This is a genomic window from Paramesorhizobium salinisoli (assembly GCF_003335045.1).
GTDB lineage: Bacteria > Pseudomonadota > Alphaproteobacteria > Rhizobiales > Rhizobiaceae > Paramesorhizobium > Paramesorhizobium salinisoli.
Map to the genome: position 1 here is coordinate 383253 of NZ_QOZG01000005.1, position 25271 is coordinate 408523.

26 protein-coding genes and 1 pseudogene are annotated in these 25271 nt (G+C 61.2%); 12 read left to right on the plus strand and 15 right to left on the minus strand.

The genetic code is table 11. The features are described 5' to 3' along the window. Nucleotides 1-74: 74 nt before the first annotated feature. Nucleotides 75-1037 carry an L-threonylcarbamoyladenylate synthase gene (locus tag DUT91_RS14085; protein WP_114441023.1) on the minus strand — a complete coding sequence of 321 codons (963 nt, stop codon included), beginning with the start codon at nucleotides 1035-1037 and terminating at the stop codon, nucleotides 75-77. Between the two features lie 159 nt (nucleotides 1038-1196). On the opposite strand from DUT91_RS14085, the gene DUT91_RS26175 reads away from it, so the two are divergent. Beyond that, nucleotides 1197-1550, plus strand: coding sequence for a hypothetical protein (locus DUT91_RS26175; protein ID WP_200834966.1), 354 nt, complete (start codon nucleotides 1197-1199; stop codon nucleotides 1548-1550). 183 nt (nucleotides 1551-1733) lie between these two features. Here DUT91_RS26175 and glyS read toward each other — a convergent pair whose 3' ends face one another. From glyS to DUT91_RS14110, 4 genes and pseudogenes are all read right to left on the minus strand, one after another. Then, nucleotides 1734-3941, minus strand: a complete 2208-nt coding sequence (glyS, locus tag DUT91_RS14095; RefSeq protein WP_114441024.1) for a glycine--tRNA ligase subunit beta — start codon at nucleotides 3939-3941, stop codon at nucleotides 1734-1736. Between the two features lie 71 nt (nucleotides 3942-4012). Further along, nucleotides 4013-4939: pseudogene (locus DUT91_RS14100) on the minus strand (glycine--tRNA ligase subunit alpha); the annotation flags it as partial. Nucleotides 4940-5300: 361 nt separating this feature from the next. Further along, nucleotides 5301-7085, minus strand: a complete 1785-nt coding sequence (locus tag DUT91_RS14105) for a tetratricopeptide repeat protein (RefSeq protein WP_114441025.1) — start codon at nucleotides 7083-7085, stop codon at nucleotides 5301-5303. A gap of 146 nt (nucleotides 7086-7231) precedes the next feature. Then, nucleotides 7232-8248: a polyprenyl synthetase family protein gene (locus DUT91_RS14110; RefSeq protein WP_114441026.1), complete on the minus strand. Its 1017-nt coding sequence runs from the start codon at nucleotides 8246-8248 to the stop codon at nucleotides 7232-7234. A gap of 253 nt (nucleotides 8249-8501) precedes the next feature. Between DUT91_RS14110 and DUT91_RS14115 the strand changes: the two genes are divergently transcribed. The 7 genes from DUT91_RS14115 to moaB all read left to right on the plus strand — a co-directional run bounded on the left by DUT91_RS14115 (nucleotide 8502) and on the right by moaB (nucleotide 13547). Then, nucleotides 8502-8729, plus strand: a complete 228-nt coding sequence (locus DUT91_RS14115) for a putative signal transducing protein (RefSeq protein ID WP_114441027.1) — start codon at nucleotides 8502-8504, stop codon at nucleotides 8727-8729. A 1-nt stretch (nucleotide 8730) separates the two neighbouring features. Then, nucleotides 8731-9531, plus strand: a complete 801-nt coding sequence (locus DUT91_RS14120; RefSeq protein ID WP_245419718.1) for a tRNA1(Val) (adenine(37)-N6)-methyltransferase — start codon at nucleotides 8731-8733, stop codon at nucleotides 9529-9531. A gap of 72 nt (nucleotides 9532-9603) precedes the next feature. Then, complete coding sequence (gene nhaA, locus DUT91_RS14125; RefSeq protein WP_245419719.1) at nucleotides 9604-10806, plus strand: Na+/H+ antiporter NhaA; 1203 nt, start codon at nucleotides 9604-9606, stop codon at nucleotides 10804-10806. A gap of 114 nt (nucleotides 10807-10920) precedes the next feature. Beyond that, nucleotides 10921-11793, plus strand: a complete 873-nt coding sequence (locus DUT91_RS14130) for a S49 family peptidase (RefSeq protein ID WP_114441028.1) — start codon at nucleotides 10921-10923, stop codon at nucleotides 11791-11793. Nucleotides 11794-11877: 84 nt separating this feature from the next. Next, nucleotides 11878-12063: a hypothetical protein gene (locus DUT91_RS14135; protein ID WP_114441029.1), complete on the plus strand. Its 186-nt coding sequence runs from the start codon at nucleotides 11878-11880 to the stop codon at nucleotides 12061-12063. Between the two features lie 24 nt (nucleotides 12064-12087). After that, on the plus strand, nucleotides 12088-12999 hold the full coding sequence (locus DUT91_RS14140) for a 4-(cytidine 5'-diphospho)-2-C-methyl-D-erythritol kinase (protein ID WP_114441030.1): 912 nt from the start codon (nucleotides 12088-12090) through the stop codon (nucleotides 12997-12999). 5 nt (nucleotides 13000-13004) lie between these two features. Next, nucleotides 13005-13547, plus strand: a complete 543-nt coding sequence (gene moaB, locus DUT91_RS14145) for a molybdenum cofactor biosynthesis protein B (protein WP_114441031.1) — start codon at nucleotides 13005-13007, stop codon at nucleotides 13545-13547. A gap of 7 nt (nucleotides 13548-13554) precedes the next feature. Here moaB and DUT91_RS14150 read toward each other — a convergent pair whose 3' ends face one another. Continuing rightward, the gene (locus DUT91_RS14150; protein WP_114441225.1) at nucleotides 13555-14061 is read right to left on the minus strand and encodes a glycosyltransferase; all 507 of its coding nucleotides are present in this window, start codon (nucleotides 14059-14061) and stop codon (nucleotides 13555-13557) included. 145 nt (nucleotides 14062-14206) lie between these two features. Between DUT91_RS14150 and DUT91_RS14155 the strand changes: the two genes are divergently transcribed. Both DUT91_RS14155 and DUT91_RS14160 read left to right on the plus strand, forming a co-directional pair. Further along, a complete protein-coding gene (locus tag DUT91_RS14155; RefSeq protein ID WP_114441032.1) occupies nucleotides 14207-15361 on the plus strand; it encodes a PA0069 family radical SAM protein in 1155 nt (384 codons plus the stop codon). A gap of 187 nt (nucleotides 15362-15548) precedes the next feature. Next, entirely contained in the window at nucleotides 15549-16214 is a 666-nt protein-coding gene (locus DUT91_RS14160; RefSeq protein ID WP_114441033.1) for a ribonuclease HII, read from the plus strand. Nucleotides 16215-16366: 152 nt separating this feature from the next. Here the strand turns inward: DUT91_RS14160 and DUT91_RS14165 are convergent, their stop codons facing one another. From DUT91_RS14165 to DUT91_RS14190, 6 genes are all read right to left on the minus strand, one after another. Continuing rightward, on the minus strand, nucleotides 16367-16846 hold the full coding sequence (locus tag DUT91_RS14165; RefSeq protein ID WP_114441034.1) for a F0F1 ATP synthase subunit B: 480 nt from the start codon (nucleotides 16844-16846) through the stop codon (nucleotides 16367-16369). 10 nt (nucleotides 16847-16856) lie between these two features. Then, entirely contained in the window at nucleotides 16857-17486 is a 630-nt protein-coding gene (locus DUT91_RS14170) for a F0F1 ATP synthase subunit B (RefSeq protein ID WP_114441035.1), read from the minus strand. 261 nt (nucleotides 17487-17747) lie between these two features. Beyond that, nucleotides 17748-17975 (minus strand): F0F1 ATP synthase subunit C, encoded by a 228-nt coding sequence (locus tag DUT91_RS14175; protein WP_006466154.1) that lies wholly within the window; start codon nucleotides 17973-17975, stop codon nucleotides 17748-17750. 66 nt (nucleotides 17976-18041) lie between these two features. Beyond that, nucleotides 18042-18791, minus strand: coding sequence for a F0F1 ATP synthase subunit A (locus tag DUT91_RS14180; protein WP_114441036.1), 750 nt, complete (start codon nucleotides 18789-18791; stop codon nucleotides 18042-18044). 56 nt (nucleotides 18792-18847) lie between these two features. Beyond that, nucleotides 18848-19267: an AtpZ/AtpI family protein gene (locus tag DUT91_RS14185; RefSeq protein ID WP_114441037.1), complete on the minus strand. Its 420-nt coding sequence runs from the start codon at nucleotides 19265-19267 to the stop codon at nucleotides 18848-18850. Nucleotides 19268-19474: 207 nt separating this feature from the next. Next, the gene (locus tag DUT91_RS14190) at nucleotides 19475-20098 is read right to left on the minus strand and encodes a TetR/AcrR family transcriptional regulator (protein ID WP_114441038.1); all 624 of its coding nucleotides are present in this window, start codon (nucleotides 20096-20098) and stop codon (nucleotides 19475-19477) included. Nucleotides 20099-20196: 98 nt separating this feature from the next. On the opposite strand from DUT91_RS14190, the gene DUT91_RS14195 reads away from it, so the two are divergent. Next, complete coding sequence (locus DUT91_RS14195) at nucleotides 20197-20937, plus strand: SDR family NAD(P)-dependent oxidoreductase (protein WP_114441039.1); 741 nt, start codon at nucleotides 20197-20199, stop codon at nucleotides 20935-20937. A 30-nt stretch (nucleotides 20938-20967) separates the two neighbouring features. On the opposite strand, the gene DUT91_RS14200 is transcribed toward DUT91_RS14195, so the two are convergent. Next, nucleotides 20968-22152 carry a cell wall hydrolase gene (locus DUT91_RS14200; protein ID WP_245419734.1) on the minus strand — a complete coding sequence of 395 codons (1185 nt, stop codon included), beginning with the start codon at nucleotides 22150-22152 and terminating at the stop codon, nucleotides 20968-20970. A gap of 200 nt (nucleotides 22153-22352) precedes the next feature. On the opposite strand from DUT91_RS14200, the gene DUT91_RS14205 reads away from it, so the two are divergent. Then, nucleotides 22353-22754, plus strand: a complete 402-nt coding sequence (locus tag DUT91_RS14205; protein ID WP_114441041.1) for a VOC family protein — start codon at nucleotides 22353-22355, stop codon at nucleotides 22752-22754. Between the two features lie 271 nt (nucleotides 22755-23025). Here the strand turns inward: DUT91_RS14205 and der are convergent, their stop codons facing one another. Both der and DUT91_RS14215 read right to left on the minus strand, forming a co-directional pair. Continuing rightward, entirely contained in the window at nucleotides 23026-24483 is a 1458-nt protein-coding gene (gene der, locus DUT91_RS14210; protein WP_114441042.1) for a ribosome biogenesis GTPase Der, read from the minus strand. Between the two features lie 34 nt (nucleotides 24484-24517). Then, on the minus strand, nucleotides 24518-25189 hold the full coding sequence (locus DUT91_RS14215) for a tetratricopeptide repeat protein (RefSeq protein WP_114441227.1): 672 nt from the start codon (nucleotides 25187-25189) through the stop codon (nucleotides 24518-24520). Between the last annotated feature and the right edge of the window lie 82 nt (nucleotides 25190-25271).

A 25271-nucleotide genomic window follows, 5' to 3' on the forward strand; every position in this document is an offset into this window, starting at 1 on the left:
GCTTCAACCCTTGTCTTGGAAACATGGTGGGGACAGAGGAGGCACCCAGAACCAACGTCTCCATCTAGAAAATTCTAGCCTCTCGGCGCTGCGGCGCGGGCGAGCCGGTCATTGATCGCCTCCCCCAGCCCTTCATGCGGGATGGGCTCGACCGCAATGAGTGCCGCGTCCGTGGCATCGAGCCTCTTCATATAGTCGAAAAGATGCACGGCGGCCTCGCGAAGATCGCCTGTCTCGCTCAAATTGAGATGGTGGGCGGCGTTTTCCGCGCCTCGCGCGCGCGACGGGCCGAAAGCGAGCAGCGCTTCGCCGGGGTGGATCTCGCGCACGTCGAGGCGCATGGCCGCGCCCGGCGCATAATGCGAGGCGAGCATGCCGGGCGCTTCTATCGCGGCGCGCTGGTCCATTCTCTTGAGCGCCTTACCCATCAGCGCCTCGATCTCTTCCGCCGCCAGCCCGCCGGGGCGCAGCAGGGATATCGTATCGCCCTCGACCTTGATGATGGTCGATTCCAACCCGACCGGGCACAGGCCGCCATCGAGGATCAGATCCACCTTCGCGCCCAGATCGTCCGCGACGGCTTGCGCCGTCGTGGCGCTGATGCGACCGGATGTGTTGGCGCTGGGGGCAGCGAGCGGGCTGTCGAGCATGGCGATCACCTCTGCCGCCACGCCACGCGGCATGCGCAGCGCCAGCGTCGACAGCCCCGCTGTCACCAGCGGGTGAACCGTCGCATTTTGCTTGAGCGGCAGAACCAGCGTCAGCGGTCCCGGCCAGAAGGCGTCTATCAGGCGGCGTGAAACGGGATCGATATCGACGAAGCGCTCGGCCATGGCGATGCTGGAGACATGGCAGATCAGCGGATTGAAGCGCGGGCGGCCCTTGGCTTCGAAAATCCGCGCCACGCCCAGGCCATTGGTGGCATCGGCGGCGAGCCCATAGACCGTCTCAGTCGGGATGGCGACCAGACCGCCCTCGCCCAGAAGCCTGGCCGCGCGGACGATCGCCTCGCCGTCAATGCCTGTGATATCCGCCAAATCCGTTCTCCTGTCGCAGACTGCCTACACAAGGGCCTTGAGCGACGCAAGCCGACCGGGGCCAATCGCCGGATCGTTAAAATTCGAATGATTGCCGAGACGGGATAGCAAGGGTCCGGATGCTAGGGTTTTTTCACTTCATGATGCGGGGGATGAATAATGTTATCTCGATTTATTGCGATCCTGATGCTGGCGCCGGGCTTCATTGCGCCAGCTTTTGCAGGCTCCATAGAGACGCCGGCAGAGCCTCGGCATATCCGCTCCATCGATTATGTCGGGTATGACGGCGTGGACGCGACGGGCAAGCCGATCTGCCGGGTTTGCGAAGCGGACAAGGCGGCGGGCATTGCAAGGCGCGCGGCGCTGGAAGAACGGCGCAAGCGGGCGCGGGAATATATGGCGCGGATGCAGGGGCAGAAGCCGGCCACTGAACAGGGTGTGGATGCGATGCCGGTCGGTGCGCTGACGGACAAGGCGCTGGGCGATGTGAAGCTGCGCCCCTCAATAAAATAGGTCGCGGACGGCATCTCCCCCACAAGGGGGGAGATTATGCTTTCATGAACGTCCGGCCCTAAACGCGGACGTTGCAAGTATGGAACGCAGATAGTCGTGTCAGCCAATCTCCCTCCTTGTGGGGGAGATGCCCGGCAGGGCAGAGGGGGGTGAGATCGAAAAGCTCCCGCCCCTTGCCCCAACTCACCCGGCGATCTTCGAGAAATCCGCAACCTTGCCGGTTGCCTCGCGGATGCGAGCCAGAAGCGCAAGGCGGTTGGCCCTGATCTTCTCATCCTCATCGTTCACGAGCACTTTTTCGAAAAACGCATCGACCGGCCCGCGCAATTGGGCAAGGGCCAGCATGGCGCCGGAGAAATTCTCGCTCTCAACCGCCTCGCCCGCATCCTTTTCAGCCTGGACAATCGCGGCAAAAAGCGCCCTCTCCTCCTCGTCACGGAACAGCGCGGGATCGACACTGTCGGCCACGCGCGTGCCCTTCTTTTCCTCGGCCGCGAGGATATTGGCGGCGCGTTTTGTTCCGGCGAGAAGGTTCTGGCCGTCTTCGGTGTTGATGAAATAGATCAACGCTTCGACACGGCGGGCAATGAGGAGCAGGTTGTCTGCGTCGGGTGTGAGCACGGCATCGATGGCGTCGTAGCGCGCGCCTTCGTCCTTCAGGTAGACTTTGAGGCGGTCGTGGAAGAAGGCGAGGAGGTCTTTCATTATTTCAGGCCGAGTGAACAGAACCCACGCCTGCAAGTCTTTGTCTTTTGGAGCGACACGCTCAGCAGGGTAAAGCTCGCTAGCAAATGTCAAAACCTTAAGAAGATCAAGACGAAGGTCATTCTCAAGCGTAAGCCGAATGTCACCAAGCGCCGCGCGACGCAATGCAAAAGGATCTTTGGAACCGGTCGGCTTTTCGTCGATCAGCCAGAAGCCGACCAATGTGTCGAACTTGTCGGCCAGCGCCACCGTGATAGAAATGGGATCGCGCGGCACGGCTTCCGAAGGCCCCTGTGGCTTGTAATGCTCTTCGATTGCGGCGGCGACTGAAGCAGGCTCATTTTGCAGCACCGCATATTTGCGGCCCATGCCGCCCTGCAATTCGGGGAATTCGCCGACCACCTCAGTCGTCAAATCCGCCTTGGCGAGAACCGCCGCGCGTGCCGCCAATACTGGATCGGCACCGACGAGCGGGGCGATTTCCTGAGCCAACCGGCGGATACGTTCGATGCGCGCGCCTTGCGTGCCGAGCTTGGCGTGGAAGGTGACGCCAAGGGCATTCAGCCGCGCCATGCGCTGGTCAAGGGGCTTTTTCAGGTCGAGGCCGAATTTCTCCGCCGATGCCTGGAGCTTTTCCAGATCAGGCAGATCGGCCTGGTCGGTTTTCCAGAAATAGAGCGCGTCGGAAAGGCGGGCGCGGACGACCTTGCCGTTTCCATAGGCGATTTCCTTGCCGCCATCCTTCGCCTCGATATTGGAGATGAGGATGAAGCGGTTGGAGAGTTTTTCGCTCTCGCCCTGCTTGCGCGTGACGAAGCATTTCTGGTTGGCGCGGATGGTCAGGCGGATGACTTCGGGCGGGATGGCAAGGAATTCTTCCTCAAACGTACCCATGAGTACGACGGGCCATTCGACGAGGCCGGAAACTTCTTCCAGCAGCCCCTCGTCCTCGACCAGCTCAAGGCCGGAGGCGAAGGCGAGATTGCGCGCATCGTCAAGGATCATCTCCTTACGGCGGTCGGCATCGAGCACCACCTTGGCCTTTTCGAGCTTGGCGACATAATCCTCGAAGCGGCGCACGGTGATCGGCTCACCGTCGCTCATGAAGCGGTGGCCATAGGTGACATTGCCGGAGCGGATGCCGCCGACCGTGAAATCGACCACCACCGGCTCCTCGGTTTCAGGGCCGAAGGTGCACAGGATCGATTGCAGCGGACGGACCCAGCGCAATGCGCCTGATTTAGCCGAGGCCTTGCCCCAGCGCATGGATTTCGGCCAAGGGAAATCGCGGATCACCTGCGGAATGAGTTCCGCGATGATTTCTTCCGCCGCGCGGCCCGGCTTGACGATATGGGCGACGTAGAAATCGCCCTTCTTCGGGTCGCTATGGACATGCGCCTGCGAAATATCGGTGTAGCCTGCCTTGCGCAGGAAGCCCTGCACCGCCTGTTCCGGCGCCTTGGTTGACGGCCCCTTGATCTCCTCATGCGCATCCTTCGAGCGGATGGTGAGGCCGCGAATATCCAGCGTCAGCCGGCGCGGCGTCCAATATTCACGCGCCGCCTCATAGGTCAGCCCCGCCTCGACAAGGCCGTCGGTAACGAGCTTCTTGAGATCGCCAGCGGCTTTGCGCTGCATGCGAGCCGGGATTTCTTCGGAGCGAAGTTCAAGCAACAAATCGGGCATCAGCTTGCGCCTCCGGCTTCCGCATTTTTATCATTGTCCGTCCTCGCTTCGCTGCGGTCGGACGGGGGAGCCTCGTTGTTATAGTTGAAGCCGCCCGCGTCGGTGAGCAGGAAAGCCTCGCCGCATTGCCGGGCAAGGTTGCGCACGCGCAGGATATAGCTCTGGCGCTCGGTGACGGAAATGACGCCGCGCGCATCGAGAAGGTTGAAGGCATGGGAGGCCTTGATGCACTGGTCGTAGGCGGGAAGCACCATCTTGTGGAGCGCCGTATTCGCGCCGGCAACCGGCGCGCCGGCTTTCAGCAACGCCTCGCATTCGCGCTCGGCATCCTCGAAATGCCGCAGCAGCACTTCCGTATTGGCATGTTCGAAATTGTGCCTGGAATATTCCTGCTCGGCCTGCAGGAAGACATCGCCATAGGTGACCTTTTCGTCGCCTTCGAGCCCATTGAAATTCAGGTCATAGACGTTGTCGACACCCTGCACATACATGGCGAGGCGCTCCAGGCCATAGGTCAGCTCGCCCGAAACCGGCGAACATTCGATGCCGCAGACCTGCTGGAAATAGGTGAACTGCGAGACTTCCATGCCATCGCACCAGCATTCCCAGCCAAGGCCCCAGGCGCCCAATGTCGGGCTTTCCCAATCGTCCTCGACGAAACGGATATCGTGCAGCAGCGGATCGAGGCCGATGGCCTTGAGCGAGCCCAGATAGAGCTCCTGAAGGTTCGGCGGCGACGGCTTCATGATCACTTGGTATTGGTAATAATGCTGCAGCCGGTTGGGGTTTTCGCCATAGCGGCCATCCTTCGGACGCCGCGAAGGCTGGACATAGGCCGCTTTCCAGGGCTTCGGCCCGAGCGAACGCAGCGTCGTCGCGGGGTGGAAGGTGCCGGCGCCGACTTCCATGTCATAGGGCTGCAGGACGACGCAGCCCTGCTCGGCCCAATAATTGTGGAGCGTCAGGATCAGCCCCTGGAAGGAGCGGGTCGGATGCATATGGTCGAGCGGTTCAGGCGACACGGGCGGGCCTCGTGAAAAATCAGGATGGCCACGTCCTAGTTTGTCAGCCCCGCAGGGTCAAGCTCGGCGGACATGCCGCCCATGACGGACAGAGCTTTGGCGCGGTATGATTCCAGATTGAAGCGTTTTCGCCCTACGACACCCCCCTCTGGCCTGCCGGCCATCTCCCCCACAAGGAGGGAGATTGGCGGTCATTGATGGCGACACATCACCTGCCACGTTGACGATTTAGCGAAAGCGGAAATCATAGTCGATCTCCCCCCTTGTGGGGGAGATGGCCGGCAGGCCAGAGGGGGGGTATGTGCAAGCGCGACCTGCCCCTCCAATCAAACCTCGTTCAGCCATCCTTGTCCGGCTTGGGCTCAACAGCCTTTGCGCGTTTTTCGGCAGGTTCGTCCGTGTCCGGCAAGCCATGTTTCTGCTTGGCTTCGATCTTCGCCAGTTCTTCCGGCTCGGGCTTGGAGGCAACCGCGTGGTTCCACTGGAAAGTGGCTTCGAGCTTGCGCCCGGCGCGCCAGTAGGCGTCACCGAGATGGTCGTTGATCGTCGCGTCCTCGGGGCGCAGCTTCACCGCCTTTTCGAGTTCGGTCACAGCCTCGTCATAGCGGCCGAGGCGATAATAGGCCCAGCCCAGCGAATCGACGATGTAGCCGTCCTGCGGGCGCAGCTCCACCGCCTTGCGGATCATGCCGAGCGCTTCTTCCAGATTGGCGTTCATGTCCACCCAGGAATAGCCGAGATAATTCAGAACCTGCGGCTGGTCGGGATAAAGCTTGAGCGCCTCCCGGAAGCTCGGTTCCGCCTTGTCCCATTCCTTCAGGCGCTCATAGGCGATGCCGCGCTGATAGAAGACAGCCCAGTCGTCGCGCGTCGGGGTGCCGATGGTCTTGACCGCATCGTCATAGGTAATGGCTGCGTTGCGGAAATCCTTCTTCTGGGCATAGACGCCGCCCAGCGCGAGATAGGAGCGGATATCTGTCTTGTCCTGGTCGAGCAGAACCTTGAGGTGCTTGATCGCCTCATCGGTCTTGCCTGTTTCCGCCAGGTTAAGGCCGAGCTGCATTTCCGCGTCGCGCCGGTAGACCGAATTCTTCGGTACGCGGCCGTAATACTCGATGGCCTTTTCGGGCTGCTGCAGCTTGGCGGCGATATCGCCGAGCTGGAACAGCGTTGCGTCATCGTTCGGACGCAGCGGCAGCGACATCTGCAGATAAAGCTTGGCGAATGCTTCCGCACCACCGCGATTGATCGCCGTGCCCAGCGTGTAAAGCACCTCGGCCGCCCCCTGCTGCGGCGTGGAGACAAGCGGCTTCGGCTTTTCGCCACCGTCGAGCTTGGCGCGCACCTCGCGCAGGGCGAGCCTTCCCGAAAGAAGCTCGGTCGCCTGATCGAGCAGATCGATCGCGCCCTTCTTGTCGCCGTTGCGCGCCTTGAACGAGGCATAGGCCTCGACAATTCGCTCATAGGTATCCGGCGCGGCGCTGCCGCCGGAGCGGTCGTCGATCGCCTGTTGATAGAAATTACGCGCGGCGCTCTTGTCGCCCGCCGCATCCGCCATGAGCGCGGCATTGTAAGTCTTGAAGAGATTGTACCATTCCGGACCGTCGAGCTTTTCCACGGCGGCGATCGCGTCCTTGGTTTTTCCCTCGCCAAAGATCGCCCAGGCGGACATCAGCCCGGTCGACAGGCGATCCATGTCCGATTGCAACGAAAGCATCAGAAGCGGCCCGGCCTTGCGGTATTGCTTTCTGGAAATGGCGTCGATGGCGAGCGCCACGCGCGAGAAACGCTCAATCTCCGGCACGGTTTTCAGCTCTTCGGCCAGCGGAAGCGCGTCCTTGAACTTGCCGTCCGTGAGAAGCGCGATGAGCAAATTCTGCTTCATCGGCTGATTTGTCGGATCGAAAGCCAGCGCCTGGCGATAATAGGCGACGGCCGCGTTCAGATCATTATCGCCTTCGGCGACACGCCCGGCGAGATAGGCGCCTGCGAACGATCCCGTGCGGATCGGCATCAGCCCTTCATTGGTCCTGGCGAACGCCCCGGGCGCGGGCAGCGCCACACCCGCCATTGCGGCAAAAAGCAAACCGTAGATAGAACCGTAGATCGGGCTGCGCCGCATTCCCTATTCCTTTTTCATCGTTCGATTTTGCCCGGTTCCGATCTTCTCAGCATCCGGCGGGCAAGCAAAGCAAGGAGATACCGCAAGCATGGCCTTTTTACGAGCAAGGCGCAAGAAAAGCGGCTCCGGCGATGGCCTGCGTCGGATCAGTTCACCCGGCTGATGCAGAAGTCTATTACATCGACGAGCGCGTCCTTTTCCGGCGTGGCGGCCAGGGGCGCCAGCGCATCCCTGGCGATTTCGCCGAAATGTCGGGCGCGCTGGATGGTATCGGCGATGGAGCCATAACGCGTCATCAGGCCAATCGCCTTTTCAAGCGATGCGTCATCGTTTGCGCCGTCTTCGATCGCCTTTTTCCAGAAGGCGCGCTCCTGCGCCGTGCCCCTGCGATAGCTCAGCAGCAGCGGCATGGTGATCTTGCCTTCGCGGAAATCGTCACCGACATTCTTGCCGAGATTCTGCGCGCTGCCGCCATAGTCGAGCGCATCGTCGACGAGCTGGAAGGCGAGGCCGAGATTGAGGCCGTAGGAGCGGAGCGCCACCCGATCCGCCCGGGGCGCAGCGGCGATGATCGGGCCGACTTCGGCGGCGGCGGAGAACAAAGCCGCCGTCTTCGCCTTGATGACGGCCAGATATTCGTCTTCCGTCGTCTCCATGTTCTTTGCCGCGGCCAACTGCATCACCTCGCCCTCGGCGATGATGGAGGCGGATGTCGCCAGAACATCCAACGCATCAAGAGAACCTACATCGACCATCATCTTGAAAGCCTGGCCGAGGAGAAAATCGCCGACCAGCACGCTTGCCTGGTTGCCCCAGATCATGCGCGCGGTGCTTTTGCCGCGCCTGAGGTCGCTTTCATCGACCACGTCGTCGTGAAGCAGGGTCGCGGTGTGCATGAATTCTACGGATGTGGCGAGCTTGACGTGGCCGTCACCCTCATAGCCACACATGCGCGCGCTTGCCAGCGTCAGCATCGGGCGCAGGCGCTTGCCGCCTGACGAGATCAGGTGGTTGGCCACCTCCGGTATCATCTCGACATCCGATCCGGCCTTGGACAGGATCAGTTCGTTGACGCGACCCATATCGGCCTTCGTCAGATCGATCAGCGGCTGGATCGATCCTTCATGCTTTTTCTTCTCGTCTAGGCTGAGAACTACACCCAATGCCGTAACTCCTTGGAACGCGGCGCCCGCCCGGACACCCCATAACGTTCCATCCCTTGAATTCGCGCGTGATCGGCGTTCGGAGGCTTTCCTTCCGAACGCCGATCACGCGCTTTTTATGTCTGCCACAATATTGAAGCGAGGCTTCATGCTCAAGCCGCAAATTGTCCATAAGTCGCCGCTTCGCACACGCTGGTTCACAATCCCGCCATGGCACTGTTGTCAATGTCCGCGCAAACTGCATTCTAGGCACATGATCGAACTTATGCGAACCAACGACCCCGTGCTGATCTCCTTTGCGGAAGCGCTTCTGGCTGAGGCTGGTATCGGCTATTTCATTGCCGATTCGAATATGAGCATCATAGAGGGCTCGCTCGGCGTCCTGCCGCGCCGGCTGATGGTGGATGCGGCGAAGGAAAAGAGCGCGCGCCAATTGCTCATCGATGCCGGAATCGAAAAAGAACTGCGGCCGCAGATCTGACATGAGCGCCTTGTCCCAAGACGATGATCCGTCACCTGACGATACGCCGGAAACGCTCGATGCGTTTCACCGGGGCGCCTTCCATCTCGTGCAGCCGGCGCTGAAGGGGCACCGGGCGGGCGTCGATGCGATGATCCTGGCGAGCGCCGTGCCTGACGGTTTTTCCGGAGCGCTCGTCGATCTTGGCGCGGGGGCCGGTGCGGCGGGGCTTGCGGTGGCGGCGCGCTGTCCGGACGCGCGCATCATGCTTGTGGAGCGCTCCGCCTTCATGGCCGATTTTGCCCGCAGGACGCTTGCCCATCCGCTCAATGCGGATATTTCGCAGCGCGCGAGCCTCATCGAGGCCGACGTGACGCTCACCGGGCGGGCGCGCGCGGCGGCAGGGCTCCCCGACAATTCCTTCGATTTTGCGATCATGAACCCGCCATTCAACCCCGAGGGCGACCGGCGCACGCCGGACGCGCTGAAAGCCGAGGCGCATGTCATGCCGAAGGGCATGTTCGAAAAATGGGTGCGGACGGCTGCGGCCATCGTCAAGCCCGGAGGCGGGATCGCCGTGATCGCACGGCCTGTCTCGATCAGTGAAATGCTGGCTGCCCTCTCCGGACGTTTCGGCGGGCTGACGCTCGTTCCCGTCCAGCCACGACCTGATGAGGCAGCTATCCGGATCGTGGTGCGCGGCGTGCGCGGCAGCCGCGCCAAAATGACGCTGGCTCCGGCCCTGGTGCTGCATGGCGAGACCGGAAACGGGTTCACCGAGCGCGCCACCGGCATCAACAATGGCCGAAAAGGGCTTTTATAACCGGTCGATTTTTGCGAGAAGCGGCCTAAATGAAATCAAATCCATTGCTATTCGGATGGGAACGCCAAGCTTATGAACCAAGTCTCCAGCCTGCTCCGCCCCAAGTCAGTGATGCGCCGCTTCCTGGACAGCGAGGCATCCGGCGGCATCGTGCTGATGTTCGCCGCCGCCCTGGCCCTGATCGTGGCCAACTCGCCGCTCGCCGAAACCTATTTCCATACGCTTCACGTGGAGATCGGCGGCTTGAGCGTGCTGCACTGGATCAATGACGCGCTGATGGTCGTCTTCTTCCTGCTGGTCGGACTGGAGATCAAGCGCGAGTTTCTGGACGGCCAGTTGGCAAGCTGGTCCAACCGGATACTGCCGGGTATCGCCGCAGCGGGCGGCGTTGCGGTTCCAGCGCTGATCTTCGCTTATCTGAATGCCTCCAATCCCGAGACCATTCGTGGCTGGGCGATCCCGTCCGCGACCGATATCGCCTTCGCACTCGGCGTCATCTCGCTTCTCGGATCGCGCGTGCCGACCAGCCTCAAGGTCTTTCTGGCGACGCTCGCCATTCTGGACGATCTCGCGGCGGTGGCCATCATCGCGGTTTTCTATACATCGGATCTCGCACTGCCCTATCTCGGCGGCGCAGTTGCGGCAACGCTTGTTCTGATCACGCTCAACCGCATGGGCGTGATGAAGCTCCTGCCCTATCTGGTCGTCGGCGTCGTCCTTTGGTATCTCGTGCTGCGCTCCGGCGTTCATGCGACGGTCGCCGGCGTCGTGCTTGCGATGACCATCCCGTTGCGCCCGGCGCCGGGCCGGCCCGACGACATGACCTCGCCGCTGCACAAGCTCGAACATGCGCTCTCCAACTGGGTGTCGTTTCTCGTCGTCCCGGTCTTCGGGTTCGCCAATGCCGGCATCTCGTTTTCCGGGCTTGACGCCTCGGTCTTGACCGATACGCTGACACTCGGCATCGCTCTCGGCCTGTTCCTGGGCAAGCAGATCGGCGTTTTCGGCACCGCATGGCTGGCCATCAAGCTGCGCCTGAGCGCCAAGCCGATGGGCGCAAGCTGGACCCAGCTCTATGGCGTGTCGCTGCTTTGCGGCATTGGCTTCACCATGAGCCTGTTCATCGGCCTGCTGTCGTTTACCTCCGATCACCTGCATGACGAGACCAAGATCGGCGTCCTGCTTGGATCGTTCCTGTCGGCTGTCTGCGGCTGGCTGGTCCTGCGGTTCAGCGGCAAGCCAAAGCTTGAGGAAAAGGTGGTTTTGGCCAAGTAACGCGTGAAAGGGCCATCTGGCCCGGCTTACTGGACATTGTGTTTTTCCGTTTCGCACCTACATGCGAAAAGCCGACCAGAACATCTGCTGTAGAAATCCTGCCTGGAGTTGCCAGTGGCCCGTTTTATCTCACGTTTACTGCCGCGCCGTTTCCGACCTGTCCGTGTCGAGATACCCGTGGTGCGGCTGCATGGCGCGATCATGTCGGGCGGCGGGCAGTTCCGTCCGACGCTGTCGCTTGCGAGCGTGGCTGCCGTTCTCGACAAGGCTTTCGCCGACAAGGAAGCCCCGGCGGTGGCGATCTCGATCAATTCGCCAGGCGGTTCGCCGGTGCAGTCGCGGCTGATCTTCCGGCGTATCCGCGATCTCGCCGAGGAAAAGAACAAGAAAGTCCATGTCTTCGTCGAGGATGTCGCGGCTTCGGGCGGCTATATGATCGCTGTCGCCGGTGACGAGATCATCGCGGATCCGTCCTCGATCGTCGGCTCGATCGGCGTCGTCTCCGCCTCCTTCGGATTTACCGAGCTGATCAAGAAGATCGGCGTGGAGCGCCGCGTTTATACCGCGGGCAGGAACAAGGTGGCGCTCGACCCGTTCCAGCCGGAAAAGAAGACCGACATCGAGCATCTCAAGTCATTGCAACTGGAGGTGCACGAGACCTTCATCGATCTGGTGAAGGCACGGCGCGGGGCGAAGCTCGCAGACGATCCGGATCTTTTCACCGGGCTGTTCTGGTCCGGAACGAAGGCGCAATCGCTCGGCCTCATCGACGGGTTGGGCGACATGCGCTCGCATCTGCGCCGGGAATACGGGCCGAAGGCCACGTTAAAGCTGGTCCAGCCGCAGCGCGGACTGCTCGGATGGCGCACGCCGCCCGCCGTCGGCCTTCACAATGGCGATGCTTTGGCGCAAGCTGCGGCAGGGGCGACGGAAGGCCTGTTGTCAGCCATGGAAGAAAAAGCTCTGTGGTCGCGCTACGGCCTTTGAAAAAAACGCTATACTGATCATGCCCGTCATGTTCGCCAGATGACTGTGGCGTATCGGAAGGGCAAGGTTCGAGGATTTGAGGCAATGCCGCAGCTCATCTTTTTCATCCTCATCGGCTTGGTCGCCTGGTATGGCTACCGTTCGTTCAAACGCGAGGCCGCGCGCGTGTCGCAGCGGGTGCGGGAGGCCGAAAAGGAAGCCCAGACCAGGGCCCAGGGCACGCTGGTGCAGGATCCGAAGACAGGCGAATACCACGTGCGCAAGGATTGACCCCGTGTCACCGGAGTCCTGCGCATGAACACACACATTGCCCTGCTGCCGGCGAGCGAAGGGATTTCCCTCCTTGCCCCCGCCAAGATCAATCTGGCCCTGCATGTCACGGGCCGGCGGGAGGATGGTTATCATCTGCTCGAAAGCCTGGTGGCATTTGCTGAATTCGGCGACCAGATCGATGTTTCGCCGGCGGCGCAGGACCGTTTCGTCGTAACGGGGCCGTTTGCGCACGCCATACCCTCGGATGCGTCAAACCTTGTCTTGCGGGCGCGCGATGCGTTGCGGTCGCGCTTTCCGTCGCGGGCAGGCGCTGTCGAGATCGTGCTGGAGAAAAGGCTGCCTATAGCGTCAGGCATCGGCGGCGGATCCAGCGATGCGGCGGCCGCACTCATCGCGCTTAACAGGCTTTGGGGGCTCGATCTCGGCATGCCGGCGCTCTGCGACATCGGGCTCTCACTCGGCGCGGACCTGCCCATGTGCCTGCACGGCCAGCAGACGGGGCGGCCACTCATTGCACGCGGCATCGGAGAGACGCTTCATACCATGCCGCGCTTCCCGTCGCTTCCGATGGTGCTGGCCAATGACGGTACGGGGCTCTCGACGCCCCTCGTGTTCCGGGCGCTCTTGCGCCGGGACAATCCGCCGCTCCCCTCCCCGCCTGACTTCGCGGATATCGGGACGGTATGCGCCTATCTCCGGGAGACGCGCAACGATCTCTATGCCGCGTCGCTGACACTTGCCCCGGGGCTGGGCGGCCTTCTCGGCTTGTTCGTGCAATCCGGCGCGCTGTACGCGCAAATGTCGGGATCGGGAGCGACATGCTTTGCGATCTTCAGCGATCGCGCTGCGGCGGCGGATGCAGCGGCCTTCCTCAAGGCGCGCCATCCGCAATGGTTCGTCGTTGCGACCGAAACAAAGCCCGCATCGGAGTGAGCGAAATGGCAAGCGAAACGCGTCCCTTCGTCCCCGTCGGCATTGCAGTGCTGACCGTTTCCGACACGCGCACTCTGGCCGACGATAAATCCGGCGATACGCTTACCGACCGGATCGGCAAGGCCGGCCACAGGCTTGCCGCGCGCGATATCGTTCCCGACGATCGGGAGACGATCCGCGACAAGGTTCTGGTGTGGTCGCGCGAGCCTGACATCGATGTAATCATCACCACGGGGGGCACCGGCTTTACTGGACGCGACGTGACACCGGAAGCACTCGAACCGATCTTCGAAAAGCGCATGGACGGCTTTTCCGAGGTCTTCCACCGCATCTCCTACGACAAGATCGGCACCTCCACCATACAGTCGCGGGCAACCGGCGGCGTCGTCAACGCGACATTCGTCTTCGTGCTGCCGGGCTCGCCCGGCGCATGCCGCGATGCCTGGGACCACATCCTGCAGTTCCAGCTCGATTATCGTCACATGCCCTGCAATTTCATCGAGATCATGCCGCGGCTGGATGAGCACCTGAAACGCGGCAAGGCCTGATTCTACCTCACGCCCTGTTCGCGGGGACGATCTCACCCTTCAGGCGCCGCGTGGCTATGCCCCGCGCCAGATCTTGCGCCCCATAGCCAGGCTTCAGGAGCGCGACAGCCTGACGCCTCGACATCAGAAGGCCATCGCTCAACGGATCGTTACCGCCGAAGACCCGCGCCAGGAAACGCGGCCTGTTGAAACTGGAACGGGTAAAACGCGCTGGCCCCGGCAGGGCTTCGATATGGTTGCGCGCCGATTCCGACCAGCCATCCAGCAGGCGGGAGCCAGGTTCCAGAAACAAGAACCATTCGCCACGCGCACGCTTGACGACATCGCGCAGCGCCTCGCCTTCCACAAAAATGCAGCCCGCCGCATCGGCCACCTCATGCGTATGGTCGGTTGAACCGTGGTCAACGACGATGACATCGCGCACCAGCCCTTCGACGGCGGCATTGACCAGACCGGCAAGCGTTCGGGCCAGGGCTTCTTCGACATTCTTCGTTTCGATGATCACAGACACCATGGCTTCGCTTACCGTATCCAAAAACGAAATGCCATATTTCCTTGTACGCGGCAAAAAGTTCTTGCTTTGTTCTCATTGTTTGATAGGAATAGATTCATCAAAGAGCGAGATATCGCCCCGGAATATCTTCCGGAAGGAGGAAATGATGGATGTTATCCAACATGCCGACAGGGCTGCTTTCGGTGAAGGCCGGGCGGAGCATGCAAATGCGCTGATCGGAGAAGCGGGGCTGCGCATCGATCATGAACGGCGGCGCGGGCGCGGCGCCGGCATCAATCCATCCGGTCGCTTCGAGCCCATGAGCCGTCACGTCTTCGACGATGGCTGGAACACGATCGAGGATCTGCCGCCATTCAAGACCGACGTGCAGATCGAAAAGCCGCGCACGATCATCACGCGCAATGATTCACCCGATATCAGCTTCGACCGCTCGATCAATCCCTATCGTGGCTGCGAGCATGGCTGCATCTATTGCTTCGCCCGCCCGACGCACAGCTATATGGGGCTGTCGGCCGGGCTCGATTTTGAAGCGAAGCTGTTTGCCAAGCCCGATGCGCCGCGCCTGCTGGAGAAGGAACTGGCGAAGCCCGGCTATATCGTGAAGACGATCGCCATCGGCACCAATACCGACCCTTACCAGCCTATCGAAAAGAAATGGCGCATCATGCGCGAGATTCTCGAAGTGCTTGAAGCGGCCAATCATCCGGTCGGCATCGTCACCAAATCCGCGATGGTCATGCGCGACCAGGATATTCTCTCCCGGATGGCGGAGAAGGGGCTGGCCAAGGTGGCACTCTCGGTGACAACGCTCGACGCCCGGCTGGCCAGGACCATGGAACCCCGCGCATCGACGCCGACACGGCGGCTGCAGGCGATCCGAGCGCTTTCCGATGCGGGTATTCCGACTTCGGTGATGATGGGACCGGTCATTCCGGGCATCAACGATCACGAGATAGAGCGGATACTCGATTCAGGTCATGCCATGGGTGCGCTCGAAGCGGGTTATGTCCTCCTGCGGCTGCCGCTGGAAGTGGCCCCGATCTTCAAGGATTGGCTGCTTCGGCACTATCCCGACCGCTATCGCCATGTCATGTCGCTGGTGCGTTCCATGCGCGGCGGCAAGGATTACGACGCCGAATGGGGCAAGCGCATGCGCGGCGAAGGTCCGTATGCCTGGCAGATCGGCCGGCGCTTCGAGATCGCCGCCAGGAAGCTCGGGATGAACGTAGAGAGAAGGAGGCTCAGGACCGATCTTTTCCAGTCGCCCGCAAAACACGGCACCCAGCTTTCACTTTTTTGATCTCCCGAGGGAACCTTTCGCCGCCATATGCATAGTTGAATGCAGGATCCGGCACGGGATGAGACGAGATCTACGCAATAGACTTCCATCAGGCACCAGAGCCCCTTGCCTGATGGCGACCGCACTGCCGTGTCCCCCGGCAGTAGGTCTTGCGGAGAACCGGTAGCAATGCGATCTTCGCCGCACGATGAACCGCGCGCTTACCGATTCTCCGCTCCTTTTCGACATGCCGCTCAAGCCGGATTTTTCCAGCGAGTTGCGGCTGCTGCGGAGAGGTGTCCGCCCTATAGCAGGCATTGACGAGGCCGGTCGCGGGCCGCTCGCTGGCCCAGTGGTAGCGGCTGCGGTGATCCTTGACGCGGAGCGGTTGCCTGAGGGGCTGGACGATTCCAAGCGGCTGAGTGCTGCTACGCGCGAAATGCTTTTCGACATGATTCTTTCGCAGGCTCTGGCGGTTTCAGTGGCAAGCCTCTGCGCGCCGAGTATCGACCGCTCGGATATACGCAAGGCCGCGCTGGAAGCCATGCGCCGCGCTGCGGCAGGGCTGACACTGGCGCCCTCTCATGCACTGATCGATGGATGCGATGTGCCTTGGCGCCTATGCTGCGAGGGAAGCGCCCTCGTCAAGGGCGACCAGCGTTCGATCTCGATCGCCGCCGCTTCCATCGTTGCCAAGGTCACCCGCGACCGCATGATGCAGCGGGCGGGGACGCATCATCCAGACTACGGGCTGGAAGCCCATGCGGGTTACGCCACGGAGCGGCATCGTTCGGCAATCGAGGTGCATGGCCCCCTGCGCGGCCTGCACCGTTTCACGTTTTCGCCGATCAAGGGACGCTTTCCGGCGGAGTGAGCGAAGCGGTACGCTTTTTAGCGGAAGCGCCGACCTCGTTTCTGGATTCGACCGCTCGCGGCTGACGCTGAATGGCGCTTCAAAGTATCCATACCAGCAAATAAAAACGCCGCCTTGCGGCGGCGTTCTGATTCAGTTCGAACAGCGTCGGCTCAGTTGAGCCGCGTCTTCACCTGGTCCACGGACTGCTTGAACAGTTCGCCTGCTGTTTTCGGATCGAGCTTGTCGGCAATCAGCCTACCTGCTGCGGCGACTGCTATTTCGACGGCTGAAGAACGGACCTCGTTGATCGCTTCCGATTCGGCCTGGGCGATTTTCTGTTCGGCAAGCTTGTTGCGGCGGACAACGTAATCTTCCGTCTTCTGCTTGGCTTCCTGGAGAAGCGCTGTCGCCTCGCGCTGCGCGGCGGTCAGGATCTCGCCCGCTTCCTTTTCGGCTTCCTTGCGCTTGCGCTGATATTCAGCCAGAAGCTGCTGCGCTTCCTCGCGCAGGCGGCGGGCCTCATCGAGCTCGTTCCTGATGCGGTCGGCACGCTCGTCGAGTGAACGGGCGATTACCTTCGGCACCTTCATATAGACGATGATGCCGATAAAGATGATGAGAGCGACGAGTGCCCAGAATGTAGAGTCCATGTCGTCCTCCTTAGCCGCGAGCGGCTTTGATTGCGGCCGATACGGAAGCTTTGTCGACGCTTCCGCCGATGAGATGCTTGACGATCTCGGCTGCCGTATCCTCGGCTATCGTCCCGACATCGTTCATGGCCTTCGACTTGATGGCCGCGATCCGGGTTTCAGCTTCGGAGAGCTTCGCCTCAAGCGAAGCCTCTACAGTCGCGCGCTCGCGATCCGCCTTGGTCTTGGCCGCGTCACGGGCGTCCTGCGCGATGCCGCCGGCCTTGATGCGGGCCTGCGCCAATTCCTGCTCATAAGCAGCAATGGCATTGTCGGCATCCTGCTTCATGCGGGCCGCCTGCTCGAGATCCTGCTCGATGCGATCCCGCCGGGTCTCGATCACGCTGCCGATGCGCGGCAGAACCACACGCGACAGGAAGAGATAGAAAAGCCCGAAGGTGATCGCGAGCCACAAAAGCTGCGATGCATAATGGGTGGAATCGAACGGAGGAAACACGCCGGTGTGACCAGCGTCGTGCGGCACTCCCGTTTCGGTGTGCACGGCTTCAGCACCCCCGGCAGGGGCACCATGATCAACCGCCGGTGCTTCAGCCGGTTGAGATTGGGTTTCGCTTTGGGCAAACGCCGCGGACACGAACATCCATCATCCCCTTGTTACTCAGATACCTGCCGCACGATCCCAAGGACCATGCACAGGCTCAAACGTTAGAGCTTCATCATACATTCGCATGAGTTCTCTACAACATCGCCCGAAAAAATCGATCGAAAAATCGGAATCGATTTTCGGCGGCTACAGCACCGTTCCCACGGCGTCCATGTGGACGCATGACGCTGTAGAAAACCGGCCGCGGCACAGTGCCATAGGCACTTCCGGCGCGGCCGGCCAGTTCAGTCAGCCGTATTAGACGGCGAACAGGAGCAGAAGCGCGATGAGCAGCGAGAAGATGCCCAGAGCTTCCGTCACGGCGAAACCGAACACCAGACGGCCGAACTGGCTGTCAGCGGCGGACGGGTTGCGCAGAGCGCCGGAGAGGTAGTTACCGAAGATATTGCCGAGGCCGAGGGCCGTACCGGCCATACCGAAACAGGCGAGACCGGCGCCGATGTACTTTGCTGCTTCCGCTTCCATGTTGAGCTCCTTCTGGATTGATAATTAAGTGCGGATTTCAGTTCTGGCGGAATCCGCCGGCGAAACTCAGTGCCCGGGATGGACTGCATCATTGATGTACATGCAGGTGAGCACCGTGAAGACATAGGCCTGGAGAAAGGCGACGAGGAATTCCAGGGCAGTGATCGCGACCGTCATGATCAGCGGCAGGATTGCGCCGCCGATACCGGCTGCGCCAAGTGCGCTCAGCGACACGATGAAGCCCGCGAAGACCTTCAGCGTGATGTGGCCGGCCAGCATGTTGGCGAAAAGACGAACCGACAGGCTGATCGGACGCGAAAGGAAGGAAATGATCTCGATGATCACGACCAGCGGCACGATGACGGCCGGAACGCCGCTCGGCACGAAAAGCTTGAGAAAGCCGAAACCATGCTTCCAGAAACCATAGATGATCACGGTGCCGATCACGAGAACCGCGAGCGCGAAGGTGACGATGATCTGGCTCGTTATCGTATAGAAGTACGGGAAGAGGCCGAGGAAATTGGCGACCAGCACGAACATGAACAGCGAGAAGACGAAGGGAAAGAATTTCATTCCCTGTGATCCGGCCGAGTCTCGCAAGGCGGAAGCCACGAATTCATAGGCCATTTCCGAAACGGACTGGAGCCTTGTCGGAACGAGACCGCGGCTGGACGACGTCAGGAAGAGGAAGCCCGAGGCCACCACGACCGTCATCACCATGAAGGCAGACACGTTCGTAAAGGACAGATCGACGCCGCCGACGTCGATAGGAATCCATCTGGAAACCTGGAACTGATGGATCGGATCGTTAGCCACCTTAACCTCGTCTGTCGTTCCGTGCCCGAAGGCGTTTCAGTTTCCGGCGCTCGGGCCTAGTCTTTATTCTTTTCGTTCTTTTCATCCAGCGACCGCCCGGGCTGAATGCCGCCCGTTTGCGCGACACCGCCTGCCGAACGCAGAATGTTAAGCACGCCGGCCACGAAACCGAGGAGAAGGAAGATTACCAACCCCCACGGCGACGTACCGGCGAAATGGTCGATCAGCCATCCGAGCGCCGCTCCGACCAAAATGCCGGCGATGAACTCGCTCGACAATTTCATGGCCTGCGCGACACCGGCAGACGTTTCCGACCGTTCTCCCGAAGAGCCCGGCTTCTTCGTCGCGTCCTTCCTGGCCAGTTCGGCTGCAAGACGGCGGCGACGATCATCCAGATCCCCCGAAAAAGGGCCGGCGTCCGCACCTTGCGTTTTCGCGGCGCGATCCGGCTGATCGGGCTTCTTCCCGGTTGCCATGACGCCTCCTCGAGCGCGTTGGTGCAAGGCTTCGGCCCCGCTTCAAAGTCGCGCGCAACATATTGACAGCCCGCCTGCTAGTCAAGGCGAAGCAATCAACACTCATAAAGGATTTTTCCTTTTTGAAATCAATAATTTATCGGGAATTTAGGGCGAAAGTCTCCCGAATACCCCCCAATGGTGCGTTAATCCGGCGCAGACGACCGCCTAATCCCCCTGCTGGAGGGCTCTCGACATGGTCAGGCTCTCCCATCCCGCCATTGCGGATTCGGCGATTCCCAGAAGCGTTTCCCGTGAGGCGCCATCGCGCGCTTGAAACGACATGCCTTGCTGCACGGTCATATAGAAAGCGGCGACGGCCCGGCAATCGAGCCCCGCCGGCAATTCCCCCTCCTCCACGGCGTGCTCCAGCCTTTCGCGCAGGGCTTCCAGATTGCCCGCGCGATGTTCCTGCAACATGCGGCATGCAGGACTGTTGCTATCATCCTCATGCAGAGCACCCAGGACGATCAGGCAGCCGCGCGGCTTTTCGCCAGAGGTGAAGGACATGGCGCTTTCCCGCAGCAGATGCGCCACCCCCGCTTTGGCGGTCGGAGATGCCGGTACGCCCGCCCACATGGCCGCGCCCCTGGACGCGTAGAGATCGACAGCCTCGCGGAACAGCGCTTCCTTGCAGCCGAAAGCGGCATAGAGGCTTGGCGAGTTGATGCCCATGGCCTTCGTCAGATCCGCCATCGACGCGCCGTCATACCCCTTCTCCTCGAAGACCTCCATGGCGCGCTCAAGCGCTGCATCCCGGTCAAACCCGCGAGGACGACCTCTCTCCGACATGACTGATCCTTTCTGTACCATTCAATACATAAATCGCTTGACGTCTTCGGGCAAGCCTGAAATGAATTCTGTATCGATCAACACAAAAAGGAATCGACATGACTGATCTGCGCGGAAAAGTGGCTTTGGTGACAGGCGGAAGCCGTGGAATGGGAGCGGCAATCGCCCGAAGGCTTGCAGCGGACGGGGCTGATGTCGCGCTGACCTATGCGCGTTCGCCAGAAAAGGCGACGAGCGTCGTGGCGGATATCGAGAAGGCTGGCCGGCGCGGCCGGGCGATCCAGGCAGACAACCGGGATTCCCAGGCCATCGAGGCAGCGGTCGCCACCACTGTGGCGGCGTTCGGCAGGATCGACATCCTCGTCAACAATGCCGGCATCTTCTCGGCCGCCCCGATCGAGGAGGTCAGCCTGGAGGCTTATGACGAGATGATGGCGGTCAATACGCGTGCTGTTTTCGTGGCGATAAAAGCCGCAGTCCCGCATCTGACGGAGGGCGGGCGCATCATCACCATCGGCAGCAATCTTGCCGAGCGGGTGCCGTTTGCGGGCGTCAGCCTCTATGCCGCAAGCAAGGCGGCGCTGATCGGCCTGACGAAGGGCGTCGCGCGCGATCTCGGTCCAAAGGGAATTACGGTAAACCTCGTCCACCCCGGCTCGACCGATACGGACATGAATCCCGCTCACTCGGATCACGCGGATGCGCAGCGCAGCCTGATGGCGATTCCGAGCTTTTCCACACCGCAGAATATCGCCGGCCTCGTTGCGTGGCTTGCATCCGACGAGGCGCGGTTCGTCACCGGCTCCACTGTCACCATGGACAGCGGCACGAATGCCTGAGACGTCTGGCGAATGGTGGCGTTCGGCCTATCAGCTCCATCCGCCGCCATAGGTGCGATAGAAGATGTGCAATCCGATCTTCTTGACGCGCTCCATGGTGCTCGCCCAGCGCGGTTTGACATAGGTGGCGTGGTAATGCGTCGCCGAGCCCACCTCCGGCAGCCAGATCTGGCCGGCGGTGACGGCTTTCGCCACCTCCTGCGCAATCCGCCAATGCTCCTGCTCGGTCACGCGATGACGGATGCCGTCGCAGGCAAACGAGAACTGGCAACGATTGCGCCAGTCGTCGTTCTGGTAGACGACACCGCAGATGGTCTTGGGATAGGCGGGATTGCGGACACGGTTGAGAATCACCTGCGCCACGGCCGCCTGTCCCTTGACCGGTTCGCCGCGCGCCTCGAAGTAGACGCCTTCAGCAAGGCATTTCTGCTCCTTGGCGGTGAACACCAGCGGCGGCAGCGGGGATGCCGCCCATGGATGGTCCCCGGGCTCGAGCGGCGGCGTGAAGCGGCCGCTGCTCTTTTCGGTGAGGATGCTTTCGAATGGCGACGTCCTGGCGTAATCCGGCTCAGCCGGCGCATAGCCGGTGGCCAGGATATCGGGATTGTCGTTGGTGACGAGATTGGCCAGAAGGGTGGGCACGGGGGGCGCAGCCTTCGGCGGTTCGACCTTATGGAAGGCAAGCGTGATATCGATTTCCTTGCCGCGTATCTTCGATTTGGCGAAAGCCATCCGGACTTCAGGTTTCTCGACCGGGCGCAGCAGCATGCTGGAACGTTCGAGAAGCGTTCCGGCGTTGAAGGATTTCGGCGGCGCCTTGGGCAATACGGAAACGACGCGGCCGAGCTTTTCGGTACGATTGATGCGGTTTTCATCCGGGTTCGGATCGGCGATCCCCAGCTTCTTGCCGCGTTCGCCACCGCTGAAGGCGACCCGCCCGACGCCGGGCACGTCGACGCCGGCCGCCTTGATGCTGCTGGTCATAAGCGAGGTGTCTATGAAAGGCGTTTCGGCTTTGTGGATCGAGCCCGCGGGCGTCTGCAACATGAACGCTGCCCAGCGATGTCCGCCCACCTCGCCGGCCGAGATGAGGCTTGATATGTCCTGATAGGCAACAATTGTCGGATTGAAGAAATAGATCGCGGCGCCGATGATTGCGGTCGCTGCCAGACCATGTCCCCGAGGGTGGCGGGAGGAGCGCCCCTTGGGCGACAGGATGGGTCGGACGAGCAAGGCCCGCAAAGACTCAAGACGCACGTGACACTCCACTCGAAACACGCTGACGAATGGGTACGAAAATGAAGCATTAACCTTGATGGACGGTTAACGGGCGGGTGGACTGTGGAAACCGACCGTGGGTATTCTGTCTGTGAAGCTTGGAAAAACTGCCTGCCGCACTTGGGAAAGGAGGCCCTATGATCGGCTATACGATGGTGGGAACGAACGATCTGGAGCGCTCGCTCGCCTTCTATGACCCGATCATGGAAGCGATGGGTCTCGATCCGTGCTGGCGGGATCATTTGTCGGCGTCATGGGGCAGGAAGGACGACGAAACCGTTCCCCGCTTCTTCACCGGTTATCCCTTTGACGGAAAAGCCGCGAATGTCGGAAACGGCGTCATGACCGCCTTCCAGCTGGAGAATGCGACCATCATCGACCGGCTTTACGAACTGGCGATGAAGAATGGCGGCAGTGGCGAAGGCAGACCCGGCTTTCGTCCGCAATATGCCGAGGATTTTTACGCTGCCTATGTCCGCGATCCCGACGGCAACAAGCTTGCTTTCGTCTGCTATCACGCCAGAGCCGTTCCTGCATGAAATCGGGGCGACCTCATGCAGGTGGGCTTAAATGTCTGACCGTCGGTGGGATGGCAATGTTCCGGAATGGATCATCGGATCAAGTCCGATGATGACGATTGCAGGAATGTTTTCCGCCAATCGGCAACATCGAAGACGTGCGGCAAGCTCTCCAGTTGGTTATCCTCTGGCTTGACCCGAGGACCCATCCCGGAACGGCCAAAATGAAAAACGGCTTCGCATTTTTCGGCATTAGGAACCCCTTCCGCCCATAGAGCCGAGGGGGATTCGTTTAGCGGCGCTTTTTCGCCCGTCCCGCAAAGGGATTGTCTGATGTCCGCAGCGACAGGCGGATCGGAACGCCGGGCATATGGAATGTCTCGCGCAGGCCATTGATGAGATAGCGTATATAGGATTGCGGCATCGCATCGGGTCGGGAGCAGGAGACGATGAAGCCCGGCGGACGGGTCTTCACCTGCGTCATGTATTTGATCTTCAGCCGGCGGCCGGAGACTGCCGGAGGCGGATGATGAGCGAGGACGCCTTCCAGCCAGCGATTGAGCCTGCCGGTCGAAACGCGGGAGTTCCAGATTTCGTGGGTGAGCGTCACGGCATCCATAAGCTTGTCGACGCCCTGCCCCATCTCGCCCGAGATCGTCACAGCGCGAAGGCCGCGCACCTGCGGCAGCAGGCGTTCGGTTTTCTCACGCAATTCGGCCAGAACCTCCTGGCGGTTCTCGATCAGATCCCATTTGTTGAAGGCGATGACAGGCGCGCGGCCTTCCCGGATGATCAGATCGACGATCTGCAGATCCTGCTTCTCGAACGGAATCGTAGCATCGAAGACGATGATGACGACTTCCGCAAAACGGATGGCGCGCAGCGCATCGGAAACCGACAGCTTTTCGAGCTTTTGCTGGATGCGCGACTTGCGGCGCAGACCTGCGGTATCGAACAGCTTGATGCGGCGACCCTTCCACTCCCAATCGACGGAAATCGAGTCGCGCGTGATGCCCGCTTCCGGTCCGGTCAGCAGGCGCTCCTCGCCGACCATCGTGTTGATCAGCGTCGATTTGCCGGCATTGGGACGCCCGACAATGGCGATCCGGAGCGGCTTGCTCGTATCATAGGCCGGAATGTCGTCGGCATCAGGGTCCTCGATGTCGTCGCCGATCAGCGTCGTCTCGGACGCGGAAAGGACGGGGCCGTCCTCGACTTCCGCTTCTTCTTCCTCATCGGGGCCGAAAGCGCGCTCTTCACCGAGCACGGCGACGATCGCATCGCGCAGATCGGGAATGCCCTGGCCATGCTCCGCCGAAATGGGGCAAGGTTCGCCCAGACCCAGCCGATAGGCATCATACATGCCAGCTTCCGCGCCACGCGCCTCGGATTTATTGGCGACGAGGACGACGGGTTTGCCGGATTTGCGCACGAGGTCGCCGAAGGTGACGTCGGACGGCGTGATGCCTGCCTTGGCGTCGATCATGAAGAGAATCACGTCGGCTTCGGCGATCGCGATCTCGGTCTGGGCCCTCATGCGGCCTTCCAGCGTTTCGCTGCCAACCTCTTCGAGGCCGGCCGTATCGACGACGCTGAATCTCAGATCGTAAAGCTTGCCGTCATGCACGCGGCGGTCGCGCGTCACGCCGGGCGTGTCGTCGACGAGCGCCAGCTTCTGCCCGGCAAGACGATTGAAAAGCGTGGACTTGCCGACATTCGGACGCCCGATAATGGCAAGGGTAAAACTCATAGGTATTTGTATTCCTGTGTTCTTATTTTTAAGCTCAGCCTTGCGCCGCGGCGCCGGAACTGCGGATCAGATCGAGCATGATGTTGGCACGCTGGCGGATATTCGGCGGCGCGCCCGCGTCGTCGGCGATCTGCTGATACAGGCGCATCGCGTCATCAGTGCGGCCGGCCTTCCAGGCGGCAAGCCCCAGCGCCTCGCGCGCCGAATGGCGCATCGGGTTGCCGTCCGACGAAATCGGCTCGACCCGCTTGGCGACATCGTCATAGCTGCCGGTGTCGACCAGTATGAAGGCAGCACGAAGCCGGGCCATGTCGCGAATGGCAGTATCCACGGACTTATCCGCGGCAACCGCGTCGAAGGCGGCCACAGCCCCTGCAGGGTCGCCTTTCTGGAAGATCAACGATGCCGCACGCATGCGCGCCAGGTCTGGATAGGCGCCATAGCCGGTCTTTTCCAGATCGTTCAGTGCCGCAAGCGCCTCGTCATTCTTCCCCTGGTTCGCCAGGTTGAGAGCTGCAAGAAACTTGTCGCCCGATTGCGAAGCCTGGGATTCGCTCCAATATTGATAGCCAACTGTCGCGGCGGTTCCCACGACGATGGCGACTGCCGCGCCGATCATCAGGGGCCCGAAACGCCGCCAGATGGCCATCGCCCTGTCGGAGCGGATTTCCTCGTTTACTTCGCGGATGAAGCTGTCGTCTGTCATGGACCTGCCGTCAATCATGATTTGTTCGCGTGTGCGCCGACCTTGTGCGCAAAACACGGGGGTTACGCGCTTTTAGTCGGAA